This window comes from Actinoplanes hulinensis, assembly GCF_019429605.1.
GTDB lineage: Bacteria > Actinomycetota > Actinomycetes > Mycobacteriales > Micromonosporaceae > Actinoplanes > Actinoplanes campanulatus.
The window spans coordinates 66,726-83,125 of record NZ_JAHXZI010000015.1 but is presented as its reverse complement, the minus strand read 5'-3'; the positions used below and the strand labels follow the sequence as shown (position 1 = coordinate 83,125).

General features: G+C 71.8%; 15 protein-coding genes. 9 read left to right on the top strand and 6 right to left on the bottom strand.

The window, feature by feature from the left end; all coding sequences use genetic code 11:
* The first annotated feature begins 8 nt into the window (after window positions 1–8).
* Both KZ829_RS26920 and KZ829_RS26915 read left to right on the top strand, forming a co-directional pair.
* Window positions 9–731 (top strand): class I SAM-dependent methyltransferase, encoded by a 723-nt coding sequence (locus KZ829_RS26920; protein ID WP_183218532.1) that lies wholly within the window; start codon window positions 9–11, stop codon window positions 729–731.
* Window positions 718–1,779 (top strand): glycoside hydrolase family 15 protein, encoded by a 1,062-nt coding sequence (locus tag KZ829_RS26915; RefSeq protein WP_220146710.1) that lies wholly within the window; start codon window positions 718–720, stop codon window positions 1,777–1,779. Before KZ829_RS26920 ends, KZ829_RS26915 begins: the two co-directional genes overlap by 14 nt.
* Here the strand turns inward: KZ829_RS26915 and KZ829_RS26910 are convergent.
* Window positions 1,715–2,338, bottom strand: a complete 624-nt coding sequence (locus KZ829_RS26910) for a class I SAM-dependent methyltransferase (RefSeq protein ID WP_220146709.1) — start codon at window positions 2,336–2,338, stop codon at window positions 1,715–1,717. The genes KZ829_RS26915 and KZ829_RS26910 overlap by 65 nt on opposite strands.
* A complete protein-coding gene (locus tag KZ829_RS26905; RefSeq protein WP_220146708.1) occupies window positions 2,316–3,335 on the bottom strand; it encodes a hypothetical protein in 1,020 nt (339 codons plus the stop codon). Before KZ829_RS26905 ends, KZ829_RS26910 begins: the two co-directional genes overlap by 23 nt.
* 44 nt (window positions 3,336–3,379) lie before the next feature.
* Between KZ829_RS26905 and KZ829_RS26900 the strand changes: the two genes are divergently transcribed.
* A complete protein-coding gene (locus tag KZ829_RS26900; protein ID WP_246636326.1) occupies window positions 3,380–3,859 on the top strand; it encodes a (2Fe-2S)-binding protein in 480 nt (159 codons plus the stop codon).
* Complete coding sequence (locus KZ829_RS26895) at window positions 3,856–5,847, top strand: xanthine dehydrogenase family protein molybdopterin-binding subunit (RefSeq protein WP_220146707.1); 1,992 nt, start codon at window positions 3,856–3,858, stop codon at window positions 5,845–5,847. Before KZ829_RS26900 ends, KZ829_RS26895 begins: the two co-directional genes overlap by 4 nt.
* A 2-nt stretch (window positions 5,848–5,849) precedes the next feature.
* Here KZ829_RS26895 and KZ829_RS26890 read toward each other — a convergent pair whose 3' ends face one another.
* A complete protein-coding gene (locus KZ829_RS26890) occupies window positions 5,850–6,524 on the bottom strand; it encodes a CPBP family intramembrane glutamic endopeptidase (RefSeq protein ID WP_308285673.1) in 675 nt (224 codons plus the stop codon).
* A gap of 347 nt (window positions 6,525–6,871) precedes the next feature.
* Here KZ829_RS26890 and KZ829_RS26885 point away from each other — a divergent pair, with 347 nt between their 5' ends.
* From KZ829_RS26885 to KZ829_RS26875, 3 genes are read left to right on the top strand one after another with little or no spacing between them, the layout of a single operon-like run.
* Window positions 6,872–8,896: an oxidoreductase gene (locus tag KZ829_RS26885; protein ID WP_308285672.1), complete on the top strand. Its 2,025-nt coding sequence runs from the start codon at window positions 6,872–6,874 to the stop codon at window positions 8,894–8,896.
* Between the two features lie 15 nt (window positions 8,897–8,911).
* The gene (locus tag KZ829_RS26880; RefSeq protein ID WP_220146704.1) at window positions 8,912–9,709 is read left to right on the top strand and encodes a crotonase/enoyl-CoA hydratase family protein; all 798 of its coding nucleotides are present in this window, start codon (window positions 8,912–8,914) and stop codon (window positions 9,707–9,709) included.
* A gap of 9 nt (window positions 9,710–9,718) precedes the next feature.
* The gene (locus tag KZ829_RS26875; RefSeq protein ID WP_220146703.1) at window positions 9,719–10,276 is read left to right on the top strand and encodes a PadR family transcriptional regulator; all 558 of its coding nucleotides are present in this window, start codon (window positions 9,719–9,721) and stop codon (window positions 10,274–10,276) included.
* Between the two features lie 168 nt (window positions 10,277–10,444).
* Here KZ829_RS26875 and pntB read toward each other — a convergent pair whose 3' ends face one another.
* The gene (pntB, locus tag KZ829_RS26870) at window positions 10,445–11,884 is read right to left on the bottom strand and encodes a Re/Si-specific NAD(P)(+) transhydrogenase subunit beta (RefSeq protein WP_220146702.1); all 1,440 of its coding nucleotides are present in this window, start codon (window positions 11,882–11,884) and stop codon (window positions 10,445–10,447) included.
* 4 nt (window positions 11,885–11,888) lie between these two features.
* A complete protein-coding gene (locus KZ829_RS26865) occupies window positions 11,889–13,406 on the bottom strand; it encodes a Re/Si-specific NAD(P)(+) transhydrogenase subunit alpha (RefSeq protein ID WP_220146701.1) in 1,518 nt (505 codons plus the stop codon).
* Between the two features lie 204 nt (window positions 13,407–13,610).
* Here KZ829_RS26865 and KZ829_RS26860 point away from each other — a divergent pair, with 204 nt between their 5' ends.
* Complete coding sequence (locus KZ829_RS26860) at window positions 13,611–14,864, top strand: flavin monoamine oxidase family protein (RefSeq protein ID WP_220146700.1); 1,254 nt, start codon at window positions 13,611–13,613, stop codon at window positions 14,862–14,864.
* Window positions 14,865–14,919: 55 nt separating this feature from the next.
* On the opposite strand, the gene KZ829_RS26855 is transcribed toward KZ829_RS26860, so the two are convergent.
* Window positions 14,920–15,261, bottom strand: coding sequence for a hypothetical protein (locus KZ829_RS26855; RefSeq protein WP_220146699.1), 342 nt, complete (start codon window positions 15,259–15,261; stop codon window positions 14,920–14,922).
* Window positions 15,262–15,453: 192 nt separating this feature from the next.
* Between KZ829_RS26855 and KZ829_RS26850 the strand changes: the two genes are divergently transcribed.
* Window positions 15,454–16,392 carry an anti-sigma factor RsbA family regulatory protein gene (locus KZ829_RS26850; protein ID WP_220146698.1) on the top strand — a complete coding sequence of 313 codons (939 nt, stop codon included), beginning with the start codon at window positions 15,454–15,456 and terminating at the stop codon, window positions 16,390–16,392.
* The last annotated feature ends 8 nt before the right edge of the window (window positions 16,393–16,400 follow it).

The window sequence follows — 16,400 nt, the reverse complement described above, 5'->3', positions numbered from 1 at the left end:
GGAACAACATGTTGACCGTCGACTACGACCGGCTGGACGTGCGTCCGGGGATGCGGGTGCTCGATCTGGGTTGCGGCGAGGGCCGGCACACCTTCGAGGCGTACCGGCGCGGCGCACACGTCGTCGCGCTGGACCTCAGTGAGAAGGATCTGGGCACCACCCGGCAGTGGTGCGCGGCCATGGACATGGCCGGGGAGGCGCCGGCCGCGGCGAGCGCCACCACCGTACGCGGAGATCTTCTGGCGTTGCCGTTTCCGGACGCCAGTTTCGACCGGGTGATCGCCTCGGAGGTGATGGAGCACATTCCGGACGACGTGACGGCGATCGCCGAGTTGACCCGGGTGCTCAAGCCGGGCGGGCTGGCCGCGGTGACGGTGCCGCGCTGGCTGCCGGAGCGGGTGTGCTGGGCGCTGTCCGACGAGTACCACGCGAACGAGGGTGGTCACGTCCGCATCTACAAGGAGGACGAGCTGTCCGGCCGGCTGCGGGACGCGGGGCTGACCGTGACCGGCAACGGGTTCGCGCACGCGCTGCACAGCCCGTACTGGTGGTTGAAGTGCGCGATCGGTGACGCCGCGCCGACCCGGGCGTACCACAAGCTGCTGGTCTGGGACATCGTGGACCGGCCGGCGCTGACCCGGGTGCTGGAGCAGGCGCTCAACCCGCTGATCGGAAAGAGCGTGGTGATCTACCTCCGTAAGGAGGAGGTGGCCGCGAGTGTCGCTGCCTGACCTGGCGGGAGTGCTCAGCACCGACGACGTTCTCGCCACGGTCGCCAGCATCGCCGCCGAGCAGGAGCCGTCCGGGGCCATCCCGTGGTTCTCCGGCGGGCAGCTCGATCCGTGGGATCACGTCGAGGCCGCGATGGCGCTGGACGTGGGCGGGGAGAACGCGAAGGCGGAGGCCGCCTACGACTGGCTGCGCCGCACGCAGCGGCCGGACGGTTCGTGGGCGGCACGTTACGAGGCGGGTGACGTGGTCGCTGACGCGACCGCGGAGACCAACCATGCGGCGTACGTGGCGGTCGGCGCCTGGCATCACTGGCTGTGCACCGGCGACGACGCCTTCCTGGAGCGGATGTGGCCGACGGTGCGCCGGGCGGTGGACTTCACGGTCGGCTGTCAGGGGCCGGGTGGCGAGATCTGGTGGGCGGTGGGCCCGGACGGCCTCCCGGACCGGGTGGCGCTGCTGACCGGCAACTCCAGCGTGTATCAGGCGCTGCGCTGCGCGGCGGCGATCGCCGGGCGGCTGGGTGAGCCGCAGCCGGACTGGGAGCTGGCCGCCGACCTGCTCGGGCACACGATCCGGCGGCATCCGGTGGCGTTCGCGGACAAGGACCGGTTCTCGATGGACTGGTACTACCCGGTGCTGGGCGGGGCGCTGCGTGGCGAACCGGCGCGTGAGCGGCTGCGCGGCCGGTGGGACGAGTTCGTGGTGCCGGGGCGGGGTGCCCGCTGCGTGTCCGACCGGCCGTGGGTGACCGGGGCGGAGACGTGCGAGCTGGCCCTGTCCCTGCACGCGGTCGGTGACCGGGACGCCGCCGAGGAGATGGTTTCGGCCATGCAGCACCTGCGGGAGGCGGACGGGTCGTACTGGACCGGGCTGGTGCTCACCGACGGGGTGCGGTGGCCGGTGGAGCGGACCACCTGGACGGCCGCGGCCGTGGTGCTGGCGGTGGACGCCCTGCACGGCGCCCACCCGCGGTCGGAGATCTTCAGTGGTCCCGTCGAAGCAGCCGCAGCGAGCCGTGGCCGGGAAGCTCCGAGTAGGAACCGGTAGCCAGCGCCTGCCGGTAGATGCGGTAGGGGGCCTGGCCGCCGTCGGCGGGGTCGGGGAAGACGTCGTGGATGGCCAGGACCCCGCCGACGGCGAGGTGCGGCGCCCAGCTCGCCAGGTCGCGCTGGGCGGACTCGTCGGTGTGGCTGCCGTCGAGGAAGAGCAGGGCGAGCGGGGTCGACCAGATCCGGGCGAAGTCCTCGGCGCGGGCCACCACGGCGGTCACCACGTCCTCGGCGCCGGCGGCCGCGATGGTCCGCCGGAAGCCGGGCAGGGTGTCGATCAGCCCGACGGCCGGGTCGACCAGGGTGGGGTCGTGGTACTCCCAGCCCACCTGGTGCTCCTCGGAGCCGCGGTGGTGGTCGACGGTGACGACCGTCGTGCCGCGCGGGCGGGCGGCCGCGGCCAGGTAGAGGGCGGACTTGCCCAGGTAGCTGCCGACCTCCAGCAGGGGGCCGTCGACGTCGACGGTCAGCGCCGCGGTGGCCAGGGCGGTGCCCTCGTCGTCGGGCATGAACCCGGGGGCGTCGGCGGCGGCCTTAAGAAGTTCGGGAGACAGCATCACGCGATCTTAGCGATCGCCGCCGCCACAGCGCGGCGACCGGCCAGAGCAGCAGGACGAGCACCGCGAGCAGCAGATATTCGGCCATCGGTACGCGCAGGACCTCGTGGATGTGGGTGAGGCCGCGTCCGGCGTACACATAGATCAGAAGCGCGAGATAGCCGCCGAGGATCAGCCACCGGGTGGTCGCGCCGAGACCGAGGCCGTGCATCTGGGTGATCACGAAGACGGCCAGGAAGCCGAACAGGAATTTGGGCCAGGCGCCGCCGGGTCCGGAGTTCATCACGGCGACGAGGGCGCCGTGGACGGCCACCATGAGTTCCAGACTGACCGTCCACCAGCGGTTGGTGTGTGCCGTGGTGAACATCAGACTGCTCTGGACGAGCAGCAGGAACATGTAGAAGAAGCCGATCAGATGGCCGCTGGTGGTGACCATCGGGTGGTACCAGAAGGTGTAGATGATCGCCCAGCTGAACAGGTAGCCGTGGTAGCGGCGGGCGAAATCCATCACCGCAGCCGGGATCGGGACGGGTTTCCCGGCGATCAGGCCGCGCCGCCGGTTCTCCATGAGCAGGACGACGACCAGCAGGAGCACCACCGAGCCCTGCGAGCTGAAGATCGACACGTCCTGAGCCAGGCCGTCGTAGAACAGGTGGGTCTGCAGCTCGTGCAGGCCGATGAAGCCGAGGTTCGCGGCGAGCGCCACCACGTTCACCCGTTTCAGGCCGCGGGTGTAGCGGCGGGCGTGGGTCTGCGCCCACCAGATCAGGCCCCAGGAGACGATCTGGTGCGCGGCGTAACCGAACCAGGCGGACAGCCGGGTCCACGCGGTCGGCTCGGGCAGCTTCCAGTAGTACCAGCTCGCGCCCTGGTCAGGCAGCAGCGTGACGTCGGTCAGGCTCTGCCCGAGCAGCCACACCAGGCCGGTGAGCACCGCGACGGCGGGCACTCCGAGGATCAGCGCCCGTTCACTGGGAAACGGCGTTTCATTGACCACGGCCACGAGTATGGCCGATATTCGGCTGACCAAACAATCTGCGAATGTCGATGGAGGCGGAGTTGAGCCGGTACCGGTTGCACGTCAACGGAAGGCGTCGCGCGGTGGACGTGCCCGGGGAGACGCCGCTGCTCTGGGCGCTGCGGGAGGAACTCGGGCTGACCGGTCCCCGGTACGGCTGCGGCGTCGGCGCGTGCGGTGCGTGTGTGTCGCTGATCGACGGGGCGGCGGCGCGGCCGTGTGTGCGCAGTGTCGAGGACGCGGCGGGCGCCCGGATCACGACGATCGAGGGTCTGCACGACCATCCGGTGCAGCGGGCGTGGCTGGAGCTGGACGTGGCGCAGTGCGGCTACTGCCAGCCGGGGCAGATCATGAGCACGGTGGCGCTGCTGGCGGAGATCCCGAATCCGGACGACGAGCAGATCGACCGGGCGCTGCGGGACAACGTGTGCCGCTGCGGGACCTATCCGCGGATCCGGGCGGCGGTCCGGCGGGCCGCCGAGATCGTCCGGGGTGACCGATGACGATCACTCGGCGGGGCTTCCTCGGCGCAGCGCTGGTGGTGGCGGTCCCTGCCCCGATCCAGGATCAGCAGATCAGGACCGTCTTCGTACGCGTGGACGCGCGTGGCCGGATCACGGCGACCGTTCCCAAACCCGACACCGGCCAGGGGGTACGCACGATGGCCGCCGTCCTGGTGGCCGAGGAACTCGCGGTCGAGGTCGCCGACGTCACCCTGGAGCAGGCGCCCGGCGACCCGGCCACCTACGGCCCGCAGGCGGTCGCGAACTCGACGTCCAGCCGGCAGATGGCCGAACCCCTGCGCACCGCCGCGGCGACGGCCCGTTGTCTGCTGATCGCCGCGGCGGCCGCCCGCTGGCAGGTTCCGGTCGAGGAGTGCACGGCCCGCCAGGGCCGGGTGCGGCATCCCGCGCACGCCGCACTCCCCTACCGCAGCCTGGTGCCGGCCGCCGCCGCACTGGACCCGGCGACCGTCACGGTGACGCTCACCCCGCCGGAGAGGTGGCGGCTCATCGGCCGGACCCGGGCCGGGCGCTCGGACGCCCGTGACATCGTGACCGGCCGGGCCCGCTACGGCGCCGAGTCCGCACCGGCCGGCAGCCTGGTCGCGGTGGTGGCCCGGCCGCCGTGGATCGGCGCGGTCCCGGACACCGTCGACGAGTCCGCCACGCTGGCCGTACCGGGGGTGGTCGCCGTCGTCCGGCTCGCCGCGCCCGGCGCCGGCCAGGGCGGCGTCGCGGTGGTCGCGGACCGGACGGCCACCGCGCTACGCGGTCGTGAGCTGCTGAAAGTCACCTGGACCGGGGGCACGCCGGCCGCCGACAGCCGGGTCTGGCTCGATGCGCTGGAGGCAGCGCTGCCCGCGGCGCCGGGCGATCCCGCCGTCCAGCGGATCTACCGGCTGCCGCTGCTCGCGCACGCGCCGATGGAGCCGATGAACGCGACCGCCCACGTCACCGCCACCGGTGTGAAGGTGTGGGCGCCGATTCAGGACCCGGGCGGCGTGCGGACCCAGCTGGCCCGGGCGCTGGCACTGCCGGAGGCGCAGATCGAGGTCCGGCCGACACTGGCCGGCGGCGGGTTCGGCCGGCGGATCGAGACCGACGCCGTGTTCGAGGCGGTCGCCTGCTCGCGGGCGGCCGGACAGCCGGTCAGCGTGCGGTGGACGCGCGACGACGACACCCGGCACGACTCGTACCGGCCGATGTCGGTGCACCGGCTGTCGGCCACCCTCGGCGCCGACGGGCTGCCGGCCGGGCGGGCCCATCAGGTGGTGACGTGGCCGTTGTCGGTCAGCCCGCCGTTCGCCAGCCCGGTGGTCGTGAAGGCCAGCGGCGACCATTTCCCGTACGCGGTGCCCGGCGACGTGACGGTGACGCTGCGTCCCGCGCCGCTCCGTACCGGTTTCTGGCGGGGCGTCTACGCGGGCCAGTTCGGATATGCCGAGGAGTGCTTCCTCAGCGAGATCGCCCAGGCCGGCGGTCATGACCAGGTGGAGTTCCGACGCCGTCTGCTGCCGGCCGGCTCGCGGCTGCGCGCGGTGCTGGATGCCGCGGCCCGGTCGCACCCGGATGCGGACGGCGTCGCCTGCCACCTCGACTACGGGTCGGCGGTCGCCGTGCTGGCCACCGTCGATGCGGGCGCCCGGCGGGTGCGGAAGGTGACCGCCGCGGTGGATGTCGGCGTCCCGGTTCACCCGTCCGGGGTCCGGGCGCAGGTGGAGGGGGCCGTTCTGGACGCGGTGTCGACGGTCCTCGGAGCCCAGATCACGGTTCGCGACGGGGCGGTGACGCAGTCGTCGTTCCGGGACTACGCCTGGGCGCGGATCACCGACTGCCCGGAGATCGAGGTGGTTCTGGTCGGTTCCGATGCCCCGATCGGTGGGCTGGGCGAGCTCGCCTATCCCCCGGCCGCGGCCGCGATCGCGTCGGCCTTCGCGGCGTACGGCGGTCCGGTCACCGGCATGCCCTACGGCGTCGCCGTCGGATGAGCTCAGGCCAGGCGGAAGGCGGCGAGGCCTGCGGTGATCAGCAGGCCCAGGCCGTTGGTGGCCCAGTGCAGGGCGGCCGCCGCGAGGAGGCTGCCGCTGCGGCGGCGCAGTTCGCACAGGAGCAGGCCGGCCACGGCGGTGAAGGCGACGGCGCCGAGGATCGCGAGGACCTGGCCGGTGAGGTCGGTGCCGAGGACGGCGCCGACGCCGTGGTTGGCCTTGGCGAGGCGCAGCGACGGCAGGATGTGCCAGAGGCCGAACAGCACCGATGAGGCGATGCTCGCCCACATCGCGCCGCGGTGGCGGCTGATCAGGCCGTGCAGGACGCCGCGGAAGGCGACCTCCTCCAGCAGCACGGTGCCGAGCGGCACCACCACGAAGGCGGTGAGCAGCGCGGCGTGCAGGTGCAGGTGGTAGCGGACGTCGTCGAAGGCGCCGCGGGTGAACGGCAGGGCGGCGCCGATGGCGTAGACCACGGCCACGGCGAGAACCGCCCCGACCGCGTATTTCAGGCCGGGGACCAGGGTACGCCGGGACAGTCCCATGTCGTGCCAGGTGAGCCCGGCGCGGCGGCCCAGCAGGATGAGCCCCGCTGCCACGAGCGGCCCGGCGACCAGGCCGGTGCGCGGCGGCCCGTACTTGGCCGCGATGTTGACGGTGACCAGGAGCACGAGCACCGCACCGAGGACGAGTGCCAGCCTGCGGCGGCTCGGAACGGTTGTTCGATCTTGGTTGATTTCCGGCATAGCCGCCAGAGCGTATCCGTCGGGCTGCGGGACAAATCCACCGGATGTCACCGTGTGTGACTCAGGACTCCGGTCGCCAACAGCCTGAAAAGGCATTCGGGTTTCCGGTTCGGCGACGGAGAGTGACGACGAGGTAGCCCTGCACGATGAGTTCCCCACTGCCCGCCCTTCGATCGCCGTTGCGGTACAGGGAGTCGGATCGGCGGTGCGCGAGCGGACTTGAGGAACCGGCCCATAGTCACTTTCTTTACTATGCAATTCTTTGTATATTGGCGTCCGTGAGCAGCATTGACGCCGCGAGCCGGTACCCGCACCTGCTGAGCCCTCTGGACCTCGGCCACACCACGTTGCGCAACCGGGTGGTGATGGGGTCGATGCACACCAAACTCGAGGACCGCCATCAGGACCTGCCGAAACTGGCCGCGTTCTTCGCCGAGCGGGCCCGCGGCGGGGTCGGGCTCATGGTGACCGGCGGGTACGCGCCGACCTGGCGGGGGTGGCTGGCGCCGTTCGGCAGCCGGATGACCCGGGAGAGTCACGCGGTGGCGCATCGGGTGGTCACCGACGCGGTGCACGAGCACGGCGGCAAGATCCTGTTGCAGGTGCTGCACGCGGGGCGGTACGGCTACCACCCGTTCACCCTGGGCGCGTCGGCGAAGAAGTCACCGATCACCCCGTTCCAGCCGCGGGCCATGTCGACCCGGCAGGTGGACCGCACCGCCACGGCGTTCGCCCGGGCCGCGCTGCTGGCCCGCCGGGGCGGCTACGACGGCGTCGAGATCATGGGCTCCGAGGGCTACCTGATCAACCAGTTCCTGGCGGCGCGGACCAACGACCGGACCGACGCGTGGGGTGGCTCCGCGGCCAACCGGATGCGCTTCCCGCTGGAGATCGTGCGCCGCACCCGGGAGATGGTCGGCGACGACTTCATCGTGCAGTACCGGATCAGCCTGCTCGACCTGGTCGACAACGCCCAGTCCTGGGAGGAGACCGTCGACCTCGCCAAGCAGTTGCAAGAGGCCGGGGTGTCGATCTTCAACACCGGGATCGGCTGGCACGAGGCCCGGGTGCCGACCATCGTCACCTCGGTGCCGCGGGGCGCGTTCTCGTGGGTCACCGGGAAACTGCGCGCCGAGGTGTCGGTGCCGGTGGTCGCGTCCAACCGGATCAACCGGCCGGAGGCCGCCGAGCAGGTGCTGGCCGCAGGCGACGCCGATCTCGTGTCGATGGCCCGGCCGCTGCTCGCCGACGCGGAGTGGGTGGTCAAGACCGAGCAGCGGCGGGAACGCGAGATCATCACCTGCATCGCCTGCAACCAGGCGTGCCTGGACCACACGTTCAAGAACCAGCGGGCCACCTGCATGCTGAACCCGCGATCCGGTTACGAGACCGAGCTTCGGCTGCTTCCCACCCGTACCGTCAAAAGGGTTGCCGTGGCCGGCGCCGGACCGGCCGGGCTGGCGGCAGCGATCGAACTGGCCGGGCGCGGGCACCGGGTCGAGCTGTTCGAGGCGGACGCCGAGATCGGCGGGCAGTTCCGGCTGGCCGCGCGGATCCCCGGCAAGGAGGAGTTCGCGCACACGCTGGACTACTACCGGCACATGATCGAGGTCCGCGGGGTGACGCTGCGTCTCGGCACCCGGGCGACCGTCGAGGACCTGGCCGGGTTCGACGAGGTGGTGATCGCGACCGGCGTCGCGCCACGGGTTCCCGCCATCCCCGGCATCGAGCACCCGAAGGTCGTCACCTACCAGCAGGTGATCAGCGGGCAGGCCGAGGCCGGCGAGCGGGTGGCGATCATCGGCGCCGGCGGGATCGGCTTCGACGCGGCGGAATTCCTGCTGCACGACGTGAACGAGCCACTCGACGAGTGGATGCGGCGGTGGGGCGTCACCGATCCGCAGACCGCCCGCGGCGGGCTCACCACCAAAGTCAAGATCACCCCGCGGCGTACGGTGCACCTGCTCCAGCGCAAGGAGACCGCGCTCGGCAAGGGGCTCGGCAAGACGACCGGCTGGGTGCACCGGGCGACGCTGCAGGACGCCGGGGTGGAGATGCTGCGCGGTGTCGAGTACCAGCGCATCGACGACGAGGGCCTGCACATCTCGGTCGGCGGGGCGGCACGCGTCCTGGACGTGGACACGGTCCTGCTGTGCGCCGGGCAGACGTCGGTCCGGGATCTGGCCACGCCGCTGACCGAACGCGGGGTGAGCGTGCACGTCATCGGGGGCGCTGACGTGGCCGCCGAGTTGGACGCCAAACGGGCGATCAAGCAGGCCACCGAGCTGGCCGCGCGCCTCTGAGAAACGGACATGTCAATGAAATACGTAAGCGTAAGCGTCGAGAACGGCATCGCTCAGGTACGCCTCGACCGCCCGGACAAGCTCAACGCCCTCGCCCTGGACACCCTGGACGAGTTGATCACCGTGGCGAGAAGGCTGCGCAAGGACCGCACGCTGCGGGCCGTCGTCATCGCCGGCGAGGGCGCCTCGTTCTGCTCCGGTCTGGACATCGCCGCCGCCATGCGCACCCCGGGCCGCATCGTCAGGGCGTTCATCCCGGCCCCGTGGCGCGGCACCAACCGCTTCCAGGAGGCCTGCTGGGCGTGGCGGCGCATCCCGGTGCCGGTGATCGCCGCGGTGCACGGCCACTGCTACGGCGGCGGTGTCCAGATCGCGCTGGCCGCCGACTTCCGGTACGCCACGCCCGACTCGAAATGGTCGGTCCTCGAAGGCAAGTGGGGCATCATCCCTGACATGTCCGGCATCCGCAGCCTCACCGAGGTGACCGGCCCGGATGTCGCCAAGCGCCTCACCATGACCGCCGAGACGATCTCCGGGGCCGAGGCGCAGCGGCTGGGCCTGGTCACCGAGCTGGCCGACGACCCGGTCAAGGCCGCGACCGCGTTCGCCGAGAGCCTGCTGACCCGGTCGCCGGACGCGCTGGCCGCCGCGAAACGCCTGATCGACGGCGCTTTGACGAGCAGCGCACGGCGGACCTTCGCCCGCGAACGCCGCGCGCAGATCAAACTGCTGGCCCTGCCGAACACCAAGATCCTGCGCAAGGCCGTGATGGCCAAGAGCACGCCGGATTTCCAGCCGCGCAGCCGTCCGTAGGATTCCGGCGTGGCTTTGAGGAATGCGTTGCTGGCGGCGCTGGCCGATCGTGAATCGTCCGGCTATGACCTGGCCAAGAAGTTCAGCAGCTCGGTCGCCAACTTCTGGACGGCCACGCCGCAGCAGCTCTACCGCGAACTGGAGAAGATGGAGGCCGAGGGGCTGCTCTCGGCCCGTCTCGTCAAGCAGGACAAACGCCCGGACAAGCGGCTGTTCTCGGTCACCGGCGAGGGCCGGGCGGCGCTGCTCGCCTTCTCCCGCCGCTCCCCCAAGCCGACGACGGTCCGTGACGAGCTGCTCGTCCAGGTCGAGGCGCTGGCACACGGCGATGTGGCGAGCGTGCGCGCCTCGATCGTGGAACACCGCGAGGCCAGCCGCAGCCGGCTGAAAGGCTACGAGCAACGGCTTTGCGACATCCTCGGCGACCGCACCGACGACGAGTTCCTGGCCACCGGCAACCGGCTCGGCCCGTACCTCACCCTCCAGCGCGGCATCAGCTTCGAACGCGAGAACATCGCCTGGTCGGAGCTCGCTCTGGGCGTCCTGGAACGGCGTCACCCCCTTTGATCCGGTACGGCTGAGCCCGCCCTCGACCGCACCGGAACCGTCCCGCCCGCTCCGCGCGGTCCGCGCCGATGGTCACGCCTTTGCCGCGCCCACCGGGCTGAGCGCGCGGGGTCGCGCGAGAAACGCCCCGGCCGCTGTCCGCGGCCGGGGCGCTGTCGTGTGTGCGTGTCAGCGGGCGCCGACCCGCTCCGTCACCGCCCGCAGGATGTCCTCGACCCGGTCCTTGGCGTCGCCGAAGAGCATCGCGGTGTTCTCCCTGAAGAACAGCGGGTTCTGGACACCGGCGTACCCGGAGGCCATCGAGCGCTTGAACACGATCACGTCCTCGGCCTCCCACACCTTGAGCACCGGCATCCCGGCGATCGGGCTGGTGGGGTCCTCGGTCGCGGCCGGGTTGACCGTGTCGTTGGCGCCGATGACCAGGACGACCGACGTACCCGAGAAGTCGTCGTTGACCTCGTCCATCTCGAGCACGATGTCGTACGGCACGCGCGCCTCGGCGAGCAGCACGTTCATGTGGCCGGGCAGGCGGCCGGCGACCGGATGGATGCCGAACCGGACGTCCACGCCACGGTCGCGCAGCACCCGGGTCAGCTCGGCGACGCCGTACTGGGCCTGGGCCACGGCCATGCCGTACCCCGGGGTGATGACCACCGTGCCGGCCGCGGCGAGCAGGTCGGCCACGCCCTCGGCGGTGATCTCGCGGTGCTCGCCGTACTCCTTGTCGTCGGCGGGCCCGGCCTCGATGCCGAAGCCGCCCGCGATGACCGAGATGAACGACCGGTTCATCGCCTTGCACATGATGTACGACAGGTAGGCGCCGGATGATCCGACCAGCGCGCCGGTGACGATGAGCAGGTCGTTCTCCAGCAGGAACCCGGCGGCCGCGGCGGCCCAGCCGGAGTAGCTGTTGAGCATCGACACGACCACCGGCATGTCGCCGCCGCCGATCGAGGCGACCAGGTGCCAGCCGAGCGCCAGCGCGATCACGGTGACCGCGACGAGCAGCCACAGCTGCGGGTCGATGACGAACCAGGTGGTGAGGACCGCGAAGACGGCCAGCGCGCCGAGGTTGAGGAAGTTCTTCCCGGGCAGCATCAGCGGGCTCGACTTGATCTTGGCGGAGAGCTTGAGGTACGCCACGATCGAGCCGGTGAAGGTGACCGCGCCGATGAAGACGCCGATGAACACCTCGGCACTGTGGATGCCGAGCACGCCCAGCCCGTCCAGGGCCAGCGCCTCCTCGCCGGTCAGGTGCGCCTCGACGTGCAGGTAGCCGTTCCAGCCGACCAGCACGGCGGCGAGGCCGACGAAGCTGTGCAGCAGGGCGATCAGCTCCGGCATGCCGGTCATCTCGACCTTGGCGGCCCGGTAGAGGCCGATCGCGGCGCCGATCACGACGGCCGCCACGAGCAGGGCCAGGTCGACCGGGCGCAGGCTGCCGGCGACGGCCAGACCGATGGTGGCCGCCAGGGCCAGGGTCATGCCGGCGATGCCGAACGTGTTGCCGGCCTTCGCGGTCTCGTGCTTGGACAGGCCGGCCAGCGCCAGGATGAAGAGAAGGGCGGCGACGATGTACGCGGCCTGCGCCGCGGCTTCGATGGTCATCGGGTCAGCTCCTGGTGAACATGGCGAGCATGCGGCGGGTGACCGCGAATCCGCCGAAGACGTTGATGCTTGCCAGCAGGATCGCGACGAACGACAGCGCGGTCACGAGGCTGCCGCCGTGGCCCAGTTGCAGCAGGGCGCCGACGACGATGATCCCGGAGATCGCGTTGGTCACCGACATGAGCGGGGTGTGCAGCGCGTGGTGCACGTGCCCGATCACGTAGTAGCCGATCACGATGGCCAGCGCGAAGACCGTGAGGTGCCCGCGCAGGGCGGCCGGGGCCAGTGCGGTGAGCAGGAACAGGGCGGCCGCTCCGGCGCCGATCAGCGGCAGCCTCGGCAGCGGCTTGCGCTCCTTGACCGGCGCGGGTGCGGCGGCCGGGGTGGCGGCCACCGGGGCCGCGGACACCGAGACCGGGGGCGGCGGCCAGGTCAGCTCGCCGTCGCGGACCACGGCGATGGACCGCTGGACCACGTCGTCGAAGTCGAGGACGAGCTGGCCGTCCTTCTCCGGGGTCATCAGCTTCATGAGGTTGACCAGGTTGGTGCCGTACAGCTGGGAGGCCTGGGCGGGCAGCCGGCCGGCCAGGTCGGTGTAGCCGATGATGGTGACGCCGTTGGCGGTCACGACCACCTCGCCGGGAACCGTGCCCTCGACGTTGCCGCCGTTGGCCGCGGCCATGTCGACGATCACGCTGCCGGCCTTCATCGAGGCGACCATCCGCGCGGTGATCAGGCGCGGCGCCGGCCGTCCCGGGATCAGCGCGGTGGTGATGATGATGTCGACCTCGCTCGCCTGCTCGGCGTAGAGGCGGGCGGCCCGCTCGTTGTAGTCGTCGGACATCTCCTTGGCGTACCCGGTGGCGGAGACCTCGACGTCGGCGGCCTCGACCGACAGGTACTCGCCGCCCAGCGAGCGGACCTGGTCGGCGACCTCGGGGCGGGGGTCGGTGGCCCGGACGACGGCGCCCAGGCTGCCGGCCGCGCCGATCGCCGCGAGCCCGGCCACGCCGGCGCCGGCCACCAGCACCTTCGCCGGCGGGACCTTGCCGGCCGCGGTGACCTGGCCGGTGAAGAAGCGGCCGAAGGCGTGCGCCGCCTCGACGACCGCCCGGTACCCGGCGATGTTGGCCATCGAGGACAGCACGTCCAGGGACTGGGCGCGGGAGATGCGCGGCACCGCGTCCATCGACAGGGCGGTGATCGGGCGGCGGGCCAGGTCCTCGACCAGTTCGGGGCTCAGCCGCGGGCTGAGCATCCCGATCAGGGTGGTGCCCTGCGCGAGCCGGTCCAGCCGGGACGTGTCCGGTGGGTTGATGGTGAACACGATGTCGGCGGTCAGCGGGTCACCGATCGTGGCGCCGGCCTCGGCGAACGCCTCGTCGGAGAACGACGCCGCGGCGCCCGCTCCCGGCTCCACCACCACCTGGTAGCCCAGTTTGACCAGTTGCGCCACGGTGGCGGGGGTGGCGGCAACGCGCCGCTCGCCCGGATCCGGGTCCCTGATTACACCGATGTCCACGTCGACTCCTCGGTAGATGTTGACCATGAAAACGTTCGACGCACGCAAGCAGTTCAAAACGCGGAGTGATTGTTACTCACCAGTACGTTGTTGGCCAGACTTCGGGCACAGGTCCCAGACTTCGGGCACAGGTCATCGACCACGCCACTGCGGCCCCGGCAGCCCCACAGCCTCCATCATGCCGCCTGACGTACGCTCCCGAGCATGTCGATCTGGCAATGGGTGGTTGCGTCGGCGGTCTCCCGCTGGGGCGACGACCCCTGGGCGCGCGGGTCGTGGAGCCTGATCGGCCGGGGCGGCACACCGCGGCACCGCACCGACCTCGGCACCCCGATCGGCTCACGCCTGCGGATCGCCGGGGAGGCCACCCATGCCACCCGTGCGGCGATGACGCACGGGGCGTACGAGGAAGGGGTGTCCGCCGGAGCCTGGGCCGCCGGGCAGGGACATGCCCGGGTGGCGGTGATCGGCGCCGGCATCGCCGGCCTGGCCGCGGCCCGCACGCTGACCGACCGTGGCGTGTGGACACGGGTGCTCGAGGCCCGGGACCGCGTCGGCGGCCGGACCGCGCCCGCCCAGGTCGGCGGCTTCGGCTTCGACCTGGGCGCCAACTGGTTGCAACAGTTCCACGACAACATCCTGGCCCGGCTCGCCGAGCGGCTGGACCTGCCGATGGTCCCGACCGACTTCACCGACCCGCTCGTGCTGGGCACCCCGTACGAAATCCCGGACGGCCTGGAGGACGACCTGCGTGCCCGGCTGGCCGCCGCCTCCGAACAGGCCGGCATCGCCGACGTGCTCGACGGCTGGCTCGCCGATCCCGGCAGGTGGACACCGGACGACATCCGCCGGTTCGTCGACGCGGAGATCGTGATGGACTCCGGCGCCCCGCTGTCCTGGCTCAGCGCCCGGCACGGCTTCGAACCGGGCGTCGGCGAGGGCGACCGCTGGATCGTGGGCGGCTACCGGCGCCTGGTCGACCACCTCGCCGACGGCCTCGACATCCACCTGAACCGGCCGGTCCACCACATCCGCACCGGCCCGCAGCGCGTGACCCTCGACGAGGACCTGCGGGTGGACGCGGTCATCGTGACCGCGCCGGTCGGGGTGCTCACCGGTGACGCGATCACGTTCGACCCGCCGCTTCCCGCCACCCACCGCACCGCCCTGCAACGGCTCGGGATGGGCCGGGTGGAGAAGGTGATCCTGCGATGCGACAGGCGGTTCTGGCCGGTGCATCCGGCCGGCTACTACCGGGTGCACGGTCCCGGCGAGAACTGTGTGAGCGAATGGCTGGACGCCACCGCCGCGGACGGCACACCGACGCTGGTCGGCCTCTTCGCCGGCCCCTGGCTGGACGACCTGTGGGCGGGCCCGGACGACCAGGTCGCCGCACGCGCCGCGGCCGTCTTCGCCGAGGCCGCCGGCGGGTTCCCCGGCACGGGCCCGGCTCACTGACCGAGCGGCTCAGCGGGGCGCGGCGCAGACCCGACAGCCAGCCGCGAAGATCGGGTCAGGCGCGCAGCCAGCCGCCGCCCGGGGCACGGACCTCGACCCCGGTGACCGGCCCGTCGCCGTCGCGGAGGAACCGGACGTCGGGGCAGCCCTCGACGACGTCCTGCCACCCGTGTTCCGGGTCGTGCACGGCGTGCCGCCGACAGTGCTTCTCGTCCGCATAGCCCCAGGCCATCAGCACATCACGGCCCCCGTAGCGGTAGCGGCCGACGGACGCCACCCGATCGCCGTCCGCCTTCCGGAAGTAGTCGGCGCGCAGCCCGGGCACGGTGGTGCCCTCGAACTCCGCGTCCGGCAAGGACCGCTGTGGGGTGTAGGTACTCAGATCCGGCAGGCTCATCGTCTCGTCTCCTCGTAGATGCAACGGCGCACCGCACCGACAGTCGCGATCTTGGGCCGGCCGGTTCCCGGCACCCCTCCTTCGGGTGACGGCCGGTTTCGGGCAGTAGAGTCCACCGTTGAAGGGACGACCGGCGAGGGTGCGCCGGCCGCCGACATCGATCGCCTCGGAAACGAACGTGGGACCAACCGCATGACCCTGACCGCCACCGGCGACGGCGCGGTCTTCGACCATCCCGGCCTCCTCTACGACAGCCGCGCCCGGTACCTGTCCGGAGTCACCGGTTTCGTCCGGGAGGCGGTGGACGCCGGCGACGCCGTCCTGGTCGCGGTGCCGCCACCGAACCTGGAGACGCTGCGCGAGTCGCTCACCGACGTCGCCGGCCGGGTGACGTTCGCCGACATGACGGTGGCCGGGCGCAACCCGGGCCGGATCATCCCCGGGGTGCTGCTCGCCTTCGCGGCCGCGCATCCGGGCCGCCGGGTGTCGATCGTCGGCGAGCCGGTCTGGCCGGGCCGCACCGACCTGGAGTACCCGGCCTGCGCCGCGCACGAGGCGCTGATCAACGCGGTGTTCGCGGGCCGGGACGTGGCGATCCTCTGCCCGTACGACGTCGGCGGCCTGGATCCGGCCCGGGTCCGCGACGCGTGGCGCACCCACCCGGTGATGATCGTCGACGGTGCGCGGCGGCCCAGCCCGTGGTACGACGACCCGTACGTCACGGCCGCCGCCTTCAACCAGCCGCTGCCGAAGGTGCCGGTCACCGCCGCGACCCTGACCTACCGGCACGCCGCCGACCTGGCCGCGGTCCGCCGGTTCGTCACCGCCGAAACCGCCTGCCTGGACCCGGATCGTGGCGGCGACCTGCTGATCGCCGTCAACGAACTGGCCGAGAACACCATCGCCCACACCGGCGGCGACGGGACGGTCAGCATCTGGGCGGAGACCGGCCGGCTGGTCTGCCAGATCGACGACCGCGGCCACCTGTCCGACCCGCTGGCCGGGCGGATCCCGCCGCCACCGGACGCCGAGGGCGGCCGCGGCCTGATCCTGGCGAACCGGCTGTGCGACCTGGTCCGCGTCCACACCGGCGCCGATGGCACCAGCATCCGCCTGCACATGGAATTCTGAGCGGGTGC

Excerpts from the sequence above, each read along its gene's own strand:
- KZ829_RS26920 (WP_183218532.1), top strand. The coding sequence starts at position 9 with ATGTTGACCGTCGACTACGACCGGCTGGACGTGCGTCCGGGGATGCGG.
- KZ829_RS26910 (WP_220146709.1), bottom strand. The coding sequence starts at position 2,338 with ATGCTGTCTCCCGAACTTCTTAAGGCCGCCGCCGACGCCCCCGGGTTC.
- KZ829_RS26900 (WP_246636326.1), top strand. The coding sequence starts at position 3,380 with ATGTCGATGGAGGCGGAGTTGAGCCGGTACCGGTTGCACGTCAACGGA.
- KZ829_RS26895 (WP_220146707.1), top strand. The coding sequence starts at position 3,856 with ATGACGATCACTCGGCGGGGCTTCCTCGGCGCAGCGCTGGTGGTGGCG.
- KZ829_RS26880 (WP_220146704.1), top strand. The coding sequence starts at position 8,912 with ATGAAATACGTAAGCGTAAGCGTCGAGAACGGCATCGCTCAGGTACGC.
- pntB (WP_220146702.1), bottom strand. The coding sequence starts at position 11,884 with ATGACCATCGAAGCCGCGGCGCAGGCCGCGTACATCGTCGCCGCCCTT.
- KZ829_RS26860 (WP_220146700.1), top strand. The coding sequence starts at position 13,611 with ATGTCGATCTGGCAATGGGTGGTTGCGTCGGCGGTCTCCCGCTGGGGC.
- KZ829_RS26855 (WP_220146699.1), bottom strand. The coding sequence starts at position 15,261 with ATGAGCCTGCCGGATCTGAGTACCTACACCCCACAGCGGTCCTTGCCG.
- KZ829_RS26850 (WP_220146698.1), top strand. The coding sequence starts at position 15,454 with ATGACCCTGACCGCCACCGGCGACGGCGCGGTCTTCGACCATCCCGGC.